General features: G+C 66.6%; 17 protein-coding genes. 12 read left to right on the plus strand and 5 right to left on the minus strand.

Features of this window, described 5'->3' with window-relative positions; all coding sequences use genetic code 11:
• The first annotated feature begins 99 nt into the window (after positions 1-99).
• From ACQE2J_RS16235 to ACQE2J_RS16245, 3 genes are all read left to right on the plus strand, one after another.
• Positions 100-273: an SDR family oxidoreductase gene (locus ACQE2J_RS16235; RefSeq protein ID WP_426936623.1), complete on the plus strand. Its 174-nt coding sequence runs from the start codon at positions 100-102 to the stop codon at positions 271-273.
• Positions 274-338: 65 nt separating this feature from the next.
• Positions 339-1,364 (plus strand): type IV toxin-antitoxin system AbiEi family antitoxin, encoded by a 1,026-nt coding sequence (locus ACQE2J_RS16240; protein ID WP_426936624.1) that lies wholly within the window; start codon positions 339-341, stop codon positions 1,362-1,364.
• Entirely contained in the window at positions 1,361-2,146 is a 786-nt protein-coding gene (locus tag ACQE2J_RS16245; RefSeq protein ID WP_426936625.1) for a nucleotidyl transferase AbiEii/AbiGii toxin family protein, read from the plus strand. Before ACQE2J_RS16240 ends, ACQE2J_RS16245 begins: the two co-directional genes overlap by 4 nt.
• A gap of 7 nt (positions 2,147-2,153) precedes the next feature.
• Here ACQE2J_RS16245 and ACQE2J_RS16250 read toward each other — a convergent pair whose 3' ends face one another.
• Together ACQE2J_RS16250 and ACQE2J_RS16255 are read right to left on the minus strand one after the other, a co-directional pair.
• A complete protein-coding gene (locus ACQE2J_RS16250) occupies positions 2,154-3,641 on the minus strand; it encodes a multicopper oxidase family protein (protein ID WP_426936626.1) in 1,488 nt (495 codons plus the stop codon).
• Positions 3,638-4,042 (minus strand): hypothetical protein, encoded by a 405-nt coding sequence (locus tag ACQE2J_RS16255; protein ID WP_426936627.1) that lies wholly within the window; start codon positions 4,040-4,042, stop codon positions 3,638-3,640. The genes ACQE2J_RS16250 and ACQE2J_RS16255 overlap by 4 nt, the downstream gene beginning before the upstream one ends.
• Before the next feature lie 152 nt (positions 4,043-4,194).
• Here ACQE2J_RS16255 and ACQE2J_RS16260 point away from each other — a divergent pair, with 152 nt between their 5' ends.
• The 3 genes from ACQE2J_RS16260 to ACQE2J_RS16270 all read left to right on the plus strand — a co-directional run bounded on the left by ACQE2J_RS16260 (position 4,195) and on the right by ACQE2J_RS16270 (position 6,445).
• On the plus strand, positions 4,195-5,391 hold the full coding sequence (locus ACQE2J_RS16260) for a sensor histidine kinase (protein ID WP_426936628.1): 1,197 nt from the start codon (positions 4,195-4,197) through the stop codon (positions 5,389-5,391).
• Entirely contained in the window at positions 5,388-6,074 is a 687-nt protein-coding gene (locus ACQE2J_RS16265) for a response regulator (protein ID WP_426936629.1), read from the plus strand. Before ACQE2J_RS16260 ends, ACQE2J_RS16265 begins: the two co-directional genes overlap by 4 nt.
• A gap of 119 nt (positions 6,075-6,193) precedes the next feature.
• A complete protein-coding gene (locus ACQE2J_RS16270; protein ID WP_426936630.1) occupies positions 6,194-6,445 on the plus strand; it encodes a hypothetical protein in 252 nt (83 codons plus the stop codon).
• 97 nt (positions 6,446-6,542) lie between these two features.
• On the opposite strand, the gene ACQE2J_RS16275 is transcribed toward ACQE2J_RS16270, so the two are convergent.
• On the minus strand, positions 6,543-7,076 hold the full coding sequence (locus ACQE2J_RS16275) for an O-acetyl-ADP-ribose deacetylase (RefSeq protein ID WP_426936631.1): 534 nt from the start codon (positions 7,074-7,076) through the stop codon (positions 6,543-6,545).
• 76 nt (positions 7,077-7,152) lie between these two features.
• Between ACQE2J_RS16275 and ACQE2J_RS16280 the strand changes: the two genes are divergently transcribed.
• Positions 7,153-7,923, plus strand: a complete 771-nt coding sequence (locus ACQE2J_RS16280; protein ID WP_426936632.1) for a class II glutamine amidotransferase — start codon at positions 7,153-7,155, stop codon at positions 7,921-7,923.
• A gap of 1 nt (position 7,924) precedes the next feature.
• Here ACQE2J_RS16280 and ACQE2J_RS16285 read toward each other — a convergent pair whose 3' ends face one another.
• Together ACQE2J_RS16285 and ACQE2J_RS16290 are read right to left on the minus strand one after the other, a co-directional pair.
• On the minus strand, positions 7,925-8,149 hold the full coding sequence (locus tag ACQE2J_RS16285) for a sulfurtransferase TusA family protein (RefSeq protein WP_426936633.1): 225 nt from the start codon (positions 8,147-8,149) through the stop codon (positions 7,925-7,927).
• Positions 8,146-9,201, minus strand: a complete 1,056-nt coding sequence (locus ACQE2J_RS16290; protein ID WP_426936634.1) for a YeeE/YedE family protein — start codon at positions 9,199-9,201, stop codon at positions 8,146-8,148. Before ACQE2J_RS16290 ends, ACQE2J_RS16285 begins: the two co-directional genes overlap by 4 nt.
• Positions 9,202-9,426: 225 nt before the next feature.
• Here ACQE2J_RS16290 and ACQE2J_RS16295 point away from each other — a divergent pair, with 225 nt between their 5' ends.
• From ACQE2J_RS16295 to pcaG, 5 genes are all read left to right on the plus strand, one after another.
• Positions 9,427-10,815: an MmgE/PrpD family protein gene (locus tag ACQE2J_RS16295; protein WP_426936635.1), complete on the plus strand. Its 1,389-nt coding sequence runs from the start codon at positions 9,427-9,429 to the stop codon at positions 10,813-10,815.
• 71 nt (positions 10,816-10,886) lie between these two features.
• Positions 10,887-11,723, plus strand: coding sequence for a phosphosulfolactate synthase (locus ACQE2J_RS16300; protein ID WP_426936636.1), 837 nt, complete (start codon positions 10,887-10,889; stop codon positions 11,721-11,723).
• Positions 11,724-11,890: 167 nt separating this feature from the next.
• Entirely contained in the window at positions 11,891-13,075 is a 1,185-nt protein-coding gene (locus ACQE2J_RS16305; protein ID WP_426936637.1) for a 4-hydroxybenzoate 3-monooxygenase, read from the plus strand.
• A gap of 49 nt (positions 13,076-13,124) precedes the next feature.
• Positions 13,125-13,937, plus strand: a complete 813-nt coding sequence (pcaH, locus tag ACQE2J_RS16310; protein WP_426936638.1) for a protocatechuate 3,4-dioxygenase subunit beta — start codon at positions 13,125-13,127, stop codon at positions 13,935-13,937.
• The gene (gene pcaG, locus ACQE2J_RS16315) at positions 13,930-14,514 is read left to right on the plus strand and encodes a protocatechuate 3,4-dioxygenase subunit alpha (RefSeq protein ID WP_426936639.1); all 585 of its coding nucleotides are present in this window, start codon (positions 13,930-13,932) and stop codon (positions 14,512-14,514) included. Before pcaH ends, pcaG begins: the two co-directional genes overlap by 8 nt.
• The last annotated feature ends 4 nt before the right edge of the window (positions 14,515-14,518 follow it).

Consider the following 14,518-nt stretch of genomic DNA (forward strand, 5'->3'; position numbering starts at 1 on the left):
CGGCGCCTCTCGCCGGTGATTGCATAATGCAACCAGTTAACCACCGTTGCGACGTCCGATCAATGGTTGGTGTGATCGAGCAGGCCCGCAGACAGAGGAATGTTCTCCGCCATTTCGTCGTTCTGGCTGGACGGGCTCAAGGCCAAGCACCCGCTCGGCCGCCTGGGCACCGCCGACGAAGTCGCGAAGGTCGTGACGTTCCTGCTTTCCGATGACGCCTCGTTCGTCACCGGCGCCTACTACCTCATCGACGGCAGCTACACAGCGGTGTGAGGCACTGAGCCGACTGCCACCAACCCCGTGTTCAACTTTCCGCAGTGTTCAAGTATCCTGAACGTATGTCGATCATTGAACACTGGACTGGTCGCATCCCGGCGTTCATCACCCGCGCCCTCGACGCACTCGCGGGGGTGGGGTTGCGCGCAGACTGGTCGGCCCTGACGAGCGATCTCGGCCGAGCCGCCTCCGGCACGCTGATCGTCGACGACGGCCACAGCACACACGAGTTCCCCGCCATTGCCCACGCTTCGGCGAGCGCAGCCGACATCGCACTGCTCCCCCACGACGAGCAGACGATCCTCATCACCGATCGTGTGTCACAGGTCCGTGCTCAACAGCTCGCGGACCGCGGCTGGGGAGGATACCTGGATTCTGCGGGCAACGCCTCCCTCCGCGGAGAAGGCCTGATTGTCGAGATCGCGGGCCAAAGCAAACCAGGGTCGGCCCCGACCCCCGCGACAACTGCCCCATTCACCCGCGCGGGTCTGCCGGTGACCTTCGCGCTCTTGGCTGCCCATGACCTCCACGGCACCATTCCCACCCAGCGTGCGACCGCGGAGAGTTCGGGGGTCTCGCTCGGCACGGTCAATCGAGTCTTCCGCGCCCTTCGAGAGCGCACTCCGCCATTCCTGGAGGGACGACGCAATGACCTCACTCGACCAGACGTCCTCGAACGTGAATGGATCTCGGCGTATTCGGCACAGCAGCCCGCCGCCTGGCCGGAAGAGCGCTTTACCAGCGACGTCTGGACCATTCCCGAAGGTCTCCTCAATATCCCTCTTCCAGAGGGCGCGCTGTTCAGCTCGGAAGTCGCTGCCGCACGGCTCGGAGCGTCGATCCGGCCGGCTTCAGTGCTCATCCACGTCGACGGAGACGATCGCACACGAAGGGAACTGATTCGACACGGGCGACTCCGCAGAGACGAGAACGGCATGATCCGACTCCGACCGGCGCTGTGGCGGATCCCACCGGTGCCGACAGAGAGTCAGACCGTCCCTCGCCTCCTCATCCGCGCCGATCTGCTGCTCGAAGACGATCCTCGAACCGACGAGATCAGTGCCGAGTTCCATGGAAACGACCGATGATCGACCTCACAGGTCGCATGGATGTTCCGGTGCCTGAAGACGTCCTCCGAGATCTGACGGCGCTCTGCCGGACAGCGGAGGTCGAATTCCTCGTCATCGGCGCGGCCGCACGAGACCTCGTCATCCACTCCCGCCAGCGGAGCGAACCCACCCGCGCCACGAAGGACATCGATATCGCTGTCGCGGTCCGCGGCGACGAGGATTTCCGCGCGCTCACGCAGGTGCTTGACCGCAGAGGCAGAGCACCGCATAAGTTCATCGTGCACGGCGTCGAGGTCGACGTCATTGCCTTCGGAGGCAATGAGGCCGATCGGTCGGTGAACTTCTCCGACGGCAGCGTCTTCGACGCCACGGGAATCTCCGAGGCCCATTCGACGTCGGTGACGGTGCGGTTTCCGCACGGAACCGAGGTGCAGGTCGCGTCGCCGGCAGCGCTGACCGCGCTGAAGATCCTCGCCTGGAGAGAGCGCCACGCCGACAACCCCAAGGACGCGCTGGATCTTGCCACCATCCTCACTGCGATGTCCGAATCCCCCTTCGACGACGCGGTGTGGAACGACGACGAAGCGCTCGAGGCAACAGGTGCCGATATCTTCGCGGCTGCAAGCTACTACTACGCACGGCTCGCCGCCCGACCTTTCACCCGTCATGACGGTCAGAAGGTGCTCGACATCCTCGGCGATCCGATCCAGCGGCCGCTGCTGATCAGACAGATGCGCACGGCGATGGCCGGCGATCTCATCAATGCCTACGTCACAGGATTCGCGGCAGGGCTCGCCTGACTCGGCCTCAGTGCTCGTGCCCGGCCGCCACCCCGACCTCGTCCTCCTGACCGGGGTCGATGACGACGAACTGACCCATCATCCCCTCGTCCTCGTGCAGGAGCATATGGCAGTGGTACATATACGGCAGGTGCGGGTCGGTGTAGTCCTCGAAGCGCATGAGGAGTCGGTAGACGCGGTTCGGCTCGAGGTAGATCGTGTCCTTGCGCCCGCTCATCGGCACCGGCGGGGCCTGACCGTCAACATCAAGCACCTCGAACTGGACATCGTGGACATGGAAGCTGTGGGGAATCGGCTGTGAGCTGCGGACCTCCCACACCTCGGTGTCGCCGACGTGGACGACCTCGTCGATGCGGCTCATGTCCATCCTCTCGCCGTTGATCTCCCGCTCTGAGAGCTCGAACTTCCTGGTCCTGACCGCATCGGCCTCGTCCATCGCATCCTCTTCGGCCTGCCGCGACGGCGACCACGCGGGTTCGGGCGAGGCCGCCAAGTCATCGGCGGCACGGAATTCGAGGACATCGAAGGAATCGGATCCTCCCATCGTCGACGGAACCGCAACCCCGCCGAGGTCGACCTCGGCCGAACGCATCCGCACGGTCTCGCCCGGGGAGAAGTCCACGACCACCTCGGCGCGCTCCCCCGGCGCCAGCCGAAGCCGGTCCACCTGGGCGGGTTCGTCGAGGAGGCCTCCGTCGCCGGCGGTCAGCGTCATCGGCCGGTCGGGGAACTCGAAGGCATAGGTGCGAGCCGTCGACCCGTTGAGCAGGCGCAGGCGGACCTTCTCGGTCGTGACTTTCTGCACTCCTCCGATGGTGCCGTTGACCATGACGGTGTCACCGAGCATCCCGGGTTCGGCCCCGTCGTGGGTGAGCTCGAGCTCACCGTCTCCGTCGAAGGACTTGTCCTGGACGATGAGCGGCAGGTCGTCGACGCCGTACTCATGCGGCAGTTCGGCCTTCCTGCTCGCATCGTCATCGACGATGAACATTCCGGCCAGCCCCCTGTACACATGGTCCTCGGTCTGTCCGTGCGGGTGCGGGTGGTACCACAGCGTCGAGGCGGCCTGATCGATCTGCCAGTGCGGTGTCCACGTCTGCCCGGGGTCGATCATCTGGTGCGGTCCGCCGTCCATGTCCGCCGGCAGATGCATTCCGTGCCAGTGCACGCTCGTGGCCTCCGGCAGCGCGTTCTCGACGTCGACGGCGATCTCCTCACCGCGATCGGCCCGCAGCGTCGGTCCGAGGAAATCGCCGTTGAACCCCCAGGTGCGGGTGGGTCCGTCCTGCCCGGCGAACTCGCTCGTGCCCTCCTGCGCGCTGAGGTCGAAAGTGCGGACTCCGTCCTCAACGTGCGAGTCGGCAAGCGGTGGGATGGCCAGTTCGTTCGTGAACTCAGGTTCCGTCACCGAGGTCGTCGAGATCCCGCATGCAGCCAGACCGGCCGCGACGAACAGCGAGACGGCCGCGACCGCCGCGGGTCTGCGCAGTCTCATCGTTCCTCCCGCCGACCGAGCAGCGCCTGGATGCCAGCGGCGGCCAGACCGGCCAGGGCACCGACTCCCGCACCCATCGCCAGGCTGGGAATGAACGCCATGAGCATGGCCGGACCGGCACCGATCGCTCCGGTGCCCGCAAGCAGGCCGCCGAGGGCGAGAGTGATGAACCCGTGTGCCGCGCCGCAGATGGCCAGGGTGAGCACGGGTCGGCCGACACCGGCGAAGCCGACGGTTCCGATCCACACCGCGCCGGTGATTCCGATGAGGACGAGCGCCCGGGCCGGCCCCTCCCCGAGGACCGGCCACAGCCCGGTCAGCGGCCACAGCAGGACCAGAGAGGACAGACCGACGATGAGCGGCCAGGACAGAGGGTCTCGTGTTCGGGTTTTGTCATTCATACCCTCAACCCTCCTGCTCCCCCGGCTGCGGCACATCGACCCCGAATCGTCAGCTGCCTTCGCCCCGTGACGCGGTCGCAGTCGCCTGCAGGCGACCGCCCGATCGACTCCGAACGACTGCGCCGGTGTTCGAAGCTCCGTATTCTGGACCCATGACCATCGACGATGCAGGAGAGACGGGCGGGGCGGCGCGCACGCGTGAGCAGCTCGACTCCCGACTCGTCGACGTTTCCCTGGCGGTGGCGATGACACTGGTCATCGCCTTGGTCATCGCCGCGGACTCGTCGCAGACCTCACCGTTTCCCGGCCTCGTCTGGGCCGCCGGATTCGGGGCGCTGATGCTTCTGCGCCGGCACCTGCCCATCATCGTGCTCACGGTCACCGTCCTCGGCATCTTCGCCTATTACGCCCTCGACCTGCCGCCGATCGGCATGGTGCTGCCGGCCGTCGGCGCCCTCTACTCGACCGCCGAGCTGCGTCGCACCTCCTGGGCCGTCGTCGGCGCCGCCGTCCTCGTGGCCGTGTCCTCCTTCTTCCGCTTCGACGACCTCGACCCCCGCGCCCACCTCACCGGCTACGGATTCATCACCGAACTGGCCCTGGCCGCCGCGGCGATCGCGCTCGGATCCGTGGTCCGACTGGTCCGGCATACGCGCGCCCAGGCCGCTCACATCGCCGCGCTCACCGCCGCGGAACAGGCCCGAGCCGCGGCCTCACGCATGCAGTCCCAGCGGATGCGGATCGCCCGCGACCTCCACGACACGATCGGTCACACCCTGTCCGTGGCGGCGCTGCACACCTCGGTGGCCGCCGAGGCACGCGACCCGGAGGAGGCGGCGGCCGCCCTCGAACGGGTGCGCACAGCCACCTCGGAGGCGCTGCGTGAGCTGCGGGGCACGGTCAAGGTCCTCCGCGACGAATCGCCGGACACACCGGCTCCCGCTGCGGTGCTGGGTCTGGCCTCGCTCGAACGGGTGACCGAGTCCGCCCGAGCGGCGGGTCTCGAGGTGAGCGCGGAGGTCGACGTCGATGCGGCCCGGCTGCCACGTGATGTCGATGCCGTGGCGTTCCGAATCGTGCAGGAGTCGATGACCAATGTGCTCCGCCACTCGACGGCGAGGCATGTGGCCATCGCCATCGGCCTCGACGAGACCGGGCTCGTCCTCGACATCGCCGATGACGGCACCGGGCTCGCCCACGACCCGGCGGAAGGGGCGGGGATCCGGGGAATGCGCGAGCGCGTGGACTTTCTGGGCGGCGACTTCGCGGCCGGTCCCGGCGAGCGCGGATTCGCCGTCCGCGCCCGGCTGCCCGCGGGTTCGCCCGCTGATGGAGGGGAGAGCACATGAGCCCGAACGCACCGATTCGCATCATCATCGTCGACGACCAGGAACTGGTCCGAGCCGGCCTGCGGCCCTTGGCCGAGCGCGATGAGGACATCACCGTCATCGCCGAGGCCGCCGATGGCCGAGCCGGTCTGTCCCATGTGCGCCAGCTGCGCCCCGATGTCGTGCTCATGGACATCCGCATGCCCGTCATGGACGGCATCGAGGCGACGCGGGCGATCGTGACCGATCCCGCTCTTGACGGGGTGCGAGTCCTCGTGCTCACGACCTTCGACGAGGACGAGAACGTCTATTCGGCGATCCGGGCCGGGGCCGCCGGCTACCTGCTCAAGGACGTCTCCCCCGTCGATCTGCGCACAGCGATCCGCACGGTCGCCGCCGGCGACGCCCTGCTCGCACCGTCGATCACCGCCGCGGTGATGCGCGCCGTGGCCGACGGCCGCACTGCCGACCTCGACGCCGGCGTGCTCGAGGGGCTGAGCGAAAGGGAGGTCGAAGTGCTCAGCTGCATCGGCCGGGGCCTGACCAATGCCGAGATCGCCGCCGAGCTGTTCCTCAGCCCGGCCACGGCACGCACCTATGTCAGCCGACTGCTCACCCGCCTCGACGCTCGCGATCGCTCCGCCCTCGTCGTCCTCGCCTACGAAACCGGTCTGGTGCGTCCGGGCGGTTCGTCCGCTCGCTGACCGGTGCCGTCTCACATCGAACGTCCTTCCAACGCCCAGAGCACACTCTGCCTCGAGGAGTAGCCTCGAAGCAGAGTCCAAACGGCTTGGACCGTTGACGATGCCGAAGGTGATCGACGATGAGCACTACCAGAGTCCCTGACTACCCGAAGAGCCTGCCGGTCCGCCTCGGCAAGAGAGCGGCATTCTTCCTCTTCATCGCAATCCTCGGTTTCCTCTTCGTCAAGGTCGTCGGTCCGCTCCTGCAGACCGGCCCCGAACTCGTCGTCGAGTCGATCGTCTCCGGGGTGCCGCTGCTCATCGCCGCAGGCTGTGCCATCGCGGCCGTGACGGCCAAGCTCTTAAGGAGCATCCGTCGCTCGGCCACCTGAGTCCGTCACTCCGGGTGCGCGACGATGTCGTCGGCAGTGATTCACCGTGTGATCAGAGACCTTGGGACGGTGCTACGGGCCGTCAAGGCGACCTCACTCACCACTGATCGTGGTCGAAGACCTGGCAGAACACGCTGGTCATCTGCTCGCTGAAGAGGACGAACTGGACCTCCGCGATCGATTCCCAGCGTCCGCGCCCGCGTCCTTCGACGATGACGCTGTGGGCCGCCTCGGCGACGTCCCTGGCCGACCAGCCGTAGACTCCCCCACCGATGGCGGGGAACGCGATCGAGGTGGCTCCGACCTCCTCGGCGAGGTTGAGGCTCGATTCGAAGCAGGATTCGAGGAGCTCCGGATCGGCCTCTCCCGCGTGCCGGTTCGGACCGACCGTGTGGATGACCCACGTGGCGTCGAGGTCGCCGGCGGTCGTGGCCAAGGCCTGGCCCGGCGGCAGGCCCCGCACATGAGTCGTCTGCCTGACCTCGCGACAGGCCTCGAGCAGTGCGGGACCGGCCGCGCGGTGGATGGCCCCGTCGACCCCGCCGCCTCCGAGCAGAGACGAATTGGCGGCATTGACGATGGCGTCGACGGAAACCTCGGTGATATCGCCTTCGAGAACCGTGATCTTCATGTCTCGAGTCTAAACAGACTCCGCGGCGTTGCACACCGGGCGTAGCCTGGAGGCAGCGCGAAGGAGGCAGACGGACATGTGCAGACTGCTCGGTTTCATCTCTCCCACCCCGACCACGGCCGCGGATCTCATCGGTGTCGATGACTGCCGTCAGTGGCAGGCGATGGGCAGCGTCCACGATGACGGTTGGGGCACGGCGTGGATCGATCCCGGCGCCGAGGAGGTCACCCGGTTCCGCACGCCCGGCGAGGGTGCCGACGATCCGCGGCTGACCCGGGCACTGGATGCCCAGAGAACAGAAGCGCGGATCTGCCATCTGCGGATGGCCACGACGGGGCTGAATGACCGTGAGGAGAACACGCACCCGTTCCTCGCCGAAGGCATCGCGCTGGCGCACAACGGCTCGGTGCGTCCGGTCCAGCGGCTGCGCGAGTTCGTCAGTGCCGCGGAGGCCGATCAGATCGGCGGCACGACCGATTCGGCGATCGTCTTCGCGCTCGTTCTGCGCCGGGCCCGCCATGGCGAGCCTCTGCTCGACGCGGTCACCGGCACGGTGAGGATGCTGCGGGCGGACTTCGACCACCCGGGCATCAACCTCCTCGTGCTCACTCCCGAGGAGATGATCGTCGTCCACGCCACGGCCGGCACCGAGGTGCCCTATCTGCAGGGCCCGCTGCCGCCGGACCATCATGATCACTACTACCGGATGAGCTGGCAGCGCTTCGCCAACGGTGCCACGATCGTGTCCTCCTCGGGACTCGAGCACAGAGGCTGGAGCCTGATCGAGCAGAACACGATCATGCGGCTGACCGTGGCGAATGGCGCGGAGACGATCGTGCGGCTGTGAGTCAGGCCTTCTGGACCGTGATCGTCCAACTCGCGTCGGTGACCCGATCGAAGTGGGTGACCGGATAGCCGTTCTCGGCGGCCCACTGCGGGATCGCCTCGGTGGCCTGAGTGCAGTCGAAGTTGATGACGAGTTCATCGCCGTCGGTCAGGCCGGTCATGGCCTCCTTGGCCTCGACGAGGGGGAAGGGGCAGACCTGGCCGTCGGTTTCGAGTACCTGTTTCATACTGTCCTGCTTTCTGCCGCGGGCACTGCCGCCTGCGACGTCGTGGGTTTGATGGTGGCCTTGGCGGCGATTCCGGCGCCGGCGATCATGAAGACCATCGAGACCCAGCCCTGGTATTCGAACTGGGCGGTCGAGACCATGGCATTGCCGACGGTGCAACCGCCGGCGATGGCCGCGCCGACGCCCATGCCGATGCCGCCGAAGATCGATTTGATGATCGTGGCCTGATCGGGCACGCGGATCCGGAACTCCCCGGAGGCCTTGGCCGCGATGAACGAGCCGATGAGGATGCCGAGGACGAGCATGACGCCCCAGTCGATGAGCTCGGTGTCGCCGGTGGCCAGGTATCCGGTGAGGTTCGCCGAGGGGGTGGTGATGCCCAGCCCGGAGTTGCGCCCCGTGGCCGCCGACAGGGGCCAGGCGATCGTGGCGATGATGCCGATGACCACGGCCGTGGCGAAGGGATTCCAGCGCTTCTCCGTGAGCAGATGGGCCAGTCCGCGCTTCCGGGGCGGCAGCGCGGCCATCGGGGTCTTGAGCTTGCGCGCGTGGTGGACTGTCAGCCAGACGGCGATGGCCGAGATGAGGACGACGAAGACCCACGGACTCAGCCCCGTGCTCGCCTGCAGACTGCCGTTGTCCAGAGTGATCGAGCGGATGCCCTCGGTGAAGCCGGCGGCCGGGCCCAGCTTCATGAACGCCGAGAAGAGGGCGTAGAAGATCAGCGCGAGCCAGCTGCCCACGAGTCCTTCGCCGGCCCGGTAGTAGGTGCCGGTGGCGCAGCCTCCGGCCAGGACCATCGCGGCGCCGAAGATCAGCCCGCCGACGATCGCGGCCAGCCACGGGAACGGTTCCGCCTCGAGAGTGATGACTCCGGTGTTGTTGAGCAGGAACAGACCGATCGAGTGGACGGCGATGAGGACGATGAGGGCGGAGAACCAGCGCGTGTTCCCCGTCAGCGTGAGGTCGCGGAACGCTCCGGTGACGCAGAATCGACCGCGCTGGAACACGAATCCGAGAACCAATCCGACGACGAGGCCAGTGATGATCATTGAGCTGCTTCCTTTGGATGATGGGAGTGCAAGACGAGCAACAGCAGTCCATTTTGCTCAACAATCAACATCGAGTCAACGCCGGCCCGTCACATCCGGTCATACGCGACAGCGCAGTGGGTCGCCGTGGCGCGATGTGATGCACATCTCCTCAAAAGTATCTTGACGTCAAGATAGTCCGGGGACATAATTTAGGTATACCTTACCTAATGAGGAGGGGTCAGGATGACTAGGAATCCCGCACTGACAGAGGTGCAGTCACTCGCACAGTTCGTCGATCAGGCCTCGCTGGACATGCTCAGCGACACCGCGCTCGAGCAGCTCAAGATCCGCGTCCTCGACACGATCGGCGTCGCCATCGGAGCTCTCGACGCACAGCCGCTCAAGGAGATTCGGGCACTGATCGAGGGCCTCGATGCCGGAGGCGGAGCCACCCTCATCGGCGGCGGCCAGGCCAGCCCCGATCACGCGGCGTTCTTCAACTCGGCCCTGAGCCGGTATCTCGACTTCATGGATGCCTACCTGGCCAAGGGCGAGACGAATCATCCCTCGGACAACATGGGCGCGGTCCTCGCCGCGGCCGAGCGGGCCGATGCCTCGGGGGCCGACTTCCTCACGGCCTTCGCCGTGGCCTACCAGATCCACGCGCGCCTGTCCGATGTCGCTCCCGTCAGGGACCTCGGCTTCGACCACACGACGCAGGGGGCCTTCGCAGCCGGGGCCGCCTCGGCGAAGGCCCTGGGGTTGGGTCCCGAGCAGATCGCGAACGCCGCCGCCATGGCCGGGACCGCGAACGTCGCCCTGCGCGTCACGCGCACCGGTGACCTCAGCCACTGGAAGGGGCTGGCCTATCCGCACGTGTCGAAGGAAGGCGTCTTCGCGGCACTGCTGGCCGCCCACGGCATCACCGGCCCGGCCGAGGTCTTCGAAGGCAACAAGGGCTTCAAGGCTCTGGCCGGGGACTTCGAGCTCGACTGGTCGGCCGAGGACCTCGAGAAAGTCACCGACACGATCATCAAGAAGCACAATGCCGAGATCCACTCCCAGTCCGCCCTCGACGCCGCCCAGGAGATCAGGGGCCAGGACGGCTTCCGCGCCGATGCCATCGCCGGCGTGGAACTGAGAACCTTCGACGTCGCCTATTCGATCATCGGCGGCGGCGAAGAGGGCGATAAGCGCACAATCCGGACCAAGGAGGAGGCCGACCACTCGCTGCCGTGGATGGTTGCCGTCGTCCTCCTCGACGGGCAGCTCAATCCCGAGCAGTACGACCCCGATCGGATCACCGCAGAGGACGTGCAGGACCTCATGCACAAGGTGACGATCACACCGTCGGACGAGTTCAGCGATCGCTTCCCCGACCACATGTGCGCCGATCTCGTCGTCACCCTCGACGACGGCACGCGGTTCCATGCGAGCACCGAAGACTACGAGGGGTTCGTCACCAATCCCCTCGATTGGGCCGGTGCCAGGCGGAAGTTCGACGCGCTGACCTCCCCCTTCGCCGAGGCGGAGCTGCGCGATGAGATCGCCGAGCTCGTCCACGATCTCGAGCACCATCGGGTCCGCGAACTCACCGAGGTCCTCGCCCGCGTCCCCCAGACTCGCAGCTGAGGCTGCGTCACCCAGCCGGAGAAACCCGGCACCCCGCCGGCAGTCAGCCGGCATCGAAGAAAGGAAATACCATGTCGAACGCCATCGATTTCGATGTGTCCATGAACTTCGTTCCCCGTGCCCACCGGCCGGCCAAGCCCCGCACCCTCGGGATGACCGAGATCCGCGCCCCCTACTATTCGACCTTCGGCACCCGGCACCTGCAGGACGTCTTCGACGTCGCCGGGCAGTGGGTCGACGGCATCAAATGGGCGGGTGGCTCGTTCTCGCTCGTCCCGGCCGAACAGGTGAAGGCCTTCAGCGACATCGCCCATGACAACGGCGCGTACGTGTCCTCGGGCGGATGGATCGAAACGGTCCTGCGCTACGGCGATGACGCGGTCGATCAGTACCTCAAGGAGGCCAAAGAGGTCGGGTTCGACGTCATCGAGATCTCGACCGGCTTCATCATGCTGCCGACCTCGGGTCTCGAGCGCCTCGTCGAGAAGGTCGTCAAGGCCGGTCTCAAGGCCAAGCCCGAACTCGGCATCCAGATCGGCTCCGGCGGAGACTCCGGAGAGGCCGAACTGGCGGCCGAGTCCGCGAAGGACATCGGCGACCTCGTCGATCGCGGCCAGCGGGCGCTGAATGCCGGAGCCTCGATCATCATGATCGAGTCCGAGGGCATCACGGAGAACGTCGATGAATGGAACACGGCGGCCGCCGCCTCGATCATCAACGGTCTCGGCCTGGAGAACGTCATGTTCGAAGCCGCCGACGGGCCCGTCTTCGAGTGGTACATCAAGAACTACGGAAACGAATGCAACCTGTTCGTCGACCACTCGCAGATCCTCCAGCTCGAGGGCCTGCGCCAGAACATCTGGGGCAACAAGTCCACCTGGGGACGGGTGATCAACCCGGCTCCGTGAGCTGAGACGGCCGACTGAGTCGGCCGGATCCGGCATATGGAAGGCGCCGACGGATTCCGTCGGCGCCTCTGCCGTGCCCGCCTGCCTCCCATTCATTGAGAACGAGATCGCCTCGCCCGCGTGACTGGGCGCACACTGAGGAGGACTAAACAGGCAAGGAGGCCGGAGTGCCAGAACTTCAGACAGACGTCGCGATCGTCGGTGCGGGCCCCGCGGGACTCATGCTCGCTCACCTGCTGCACAATGCGGGCATCGACTCGGTCGTCATCGACAACCGCAGCCGCGACGACATCGCCCACACCCACCGTGCGGGGATCCTCGAAGCGGGATCGGTGCGCATGCTCGAGGCCGCAGGGGTCGAATCCCGCGTCCACACCGCAGGCCACCGTCATGACGGGATCAACATCCGCGTCGACGGGACCTCCCACCCCTTCGACTTCCCCGAACTCGTCGGCGAATCCGTCTGGCTCTACCCTCAGAACGAGATCTTCGTCGACCTCGCCGCCGCCCGCGAGCGCACCGGGCAGCCGATCCACTACTCGGTGTCCGACACCCGCCTCGGCGATATCGAAAGCGAACGGCCCTGGGTGGCGGCCACCACCGTCGACGGCGAGGAGCTTCGCATCAGCGCCCGGTACGTCGTCGGCTCCGACGGCTCCCGCGGACCCTGCCGGGCGATGATCCCCGAGACCACCCGGCAGCGGTACTTCCACGAGTACCCCTTCGCGTGGTTCGGCATCCTCTGCGAGGCCCCGCCCAGCCACGAGGTGCTCATCTACTCTCGCTCCGAACGCGGATTCGCGCTCATCTCCCAGCGCAGCGACACCGTCCAGCGCATGTACTTCCAGACCTCCCCGGACACCGATGTGACCGACTGGTCCGATGATCGGATCTGGACCGAACTCCAATCCCGGGTCGCCGGCCCCGACGGCTTCGAACTCAGGACCGGGACGATCACCGACAAGACGGTGCTGCCGTTCCGTTCGGCCGTGACCGAGCCGATGCAGCACGGTTCGCTGTTCCTCGCCGGCGACAGCGCCCACACGGTCCCGCCCACCGGGGCCAAGGGCCTCAACCTCGCCTTCGCCGACGTCTCCGTGCTCGCCCCGGCCCTGATCAGCGCGCTCAGGGACTCCGACACCGAGGCTCTGGCCGGGTATTCGCAGACCGCAACCAAACGTGTGTGGAAGGCCCAGAACTTCTCCTACCAGATGACCCGGATGCTCCACGCCGACCCCGGTCAGGATGCGTTCGAGACGAAGCGCAGCCTCGGCGAGCTCCATTCCATCCTCGATTCCGAGCACGGTCGACGCTACCTGGCCGAGTGCTACACCGGATGGCCCAACGGCTGACCCCATTCGCTCCCCACAGTGATTCCAACCGACGAAGAAAGGTTCGACGATGAGTCCACAGCAGACCTCGGACACCGCCAAAGGCCCCGATGACGCCGCTGAGTCCCAGGCGACGCTGTCGAAGGAGATCGCAGACATCGAATCCGCCTACAGAAAGGACGTGGAAGGCGGGAAGAAGCCGGAGACCCAGCCGCGGCTGGACTACCGGCCCTACCGGTCCTCGATCCTGCGGCACCCGACGAAGGACCCTCGCCACGCCGATCCCGAGACCATCGAGCTCTTCTCCCCGGCCTTCGGACACCGTGACATCGGCACCCTCGAATCGGACCTGACCATCCAGGCCGACGGCGAACCCATCGGCGAGCGCATCCGCGTCACCGGGCGGGTCCTCGACGGCCAGGGCCGGCCGGTGCGCAACCAGCTCGTCGAGATCTGGCAGGCGAACTCCGCCGGCCGCTACATCCACAAGCGCGACCAGCACCCGGCCCCGATCGACCCGAATTTCACCGGTGTCGGACGCACCCTGACCGGCGATGACGGCTCGTACTCATTCACCACGATCAAGCCGGGCCCGTACCCGTGGAAGAACCACCACAATGCATGGCGGCCGGCCCATATCCACTTCTCGCTCTTCGGATCCGAGTTCACCCAGCGCATGATCACCCAGATGTACTTCCCGGGTGACCCGCTGTTCGCGCTCGACCCGATCTACCAGTCGATCACCGATCAGAAGACGCGCGACCGCCTCGTCGCGACCTATGACCACAGCATCACCGAGCACGAGTTCCTCATGGGCTACAACTGGGACATCGTGCTCACCGGAGCCAACCGGACCTGGATGGAAGAAGAGGACGATGACTGATCTCACCGCGACCCCGGATCTGACGCCGACGCCCGGACAGACCGTCGGACCGTTCTACGGCTACGCCCTGCCCTATGACCATGACAATGAGCTCGTCCCACCCGGTTCGGCTCGCGCCGTCCAGCTGACCGGAACCGTCTTCGACGGGGCCGGCGATCCGGTCCCCGATGCCATCCTCGAGATCTGGCAGCCGGATGAGAACGGCACCGTGGCCCGGGAAACGGGATCGCTGCGCCGCAACGGCTTCACCTTCACCGGTTTCGGGCGCGCCGCGGTCGACCCCGAGGGCGAGTACAGCTTCTCCACCGTCGACCCCGGCCCCACCGAGGCGGGCAAGGCGGCCTTCATCAGCGTCGTGATCTTCGCCCGGGGCCTGCTCAACCGCCTCTTCACCCGGATCTACCTGCCCGAGGACACGGAGGGCCTGGCCGCCGATCCGCTGCTGTCCTCCCTCTCGCCGTCGGAGAGGAATCGCCTGATCGCGACCCGAGGGGCTGACGGATCGCTGCGTTTCGACATACGGTTGCAGGGTGAGGAGGAAACACCCTTCCTCCGTTTCCCCGGCCACGAGGACTGACACC

This window comes from Brevibacterium sp. LE-L, from assembly GCF_050214925.1.
Classification (GTDB): Bacteria; Actinomycetota; Actinomycetes; order Actinomycetales; family Brevibacteriaceae; genus Brevibacterium.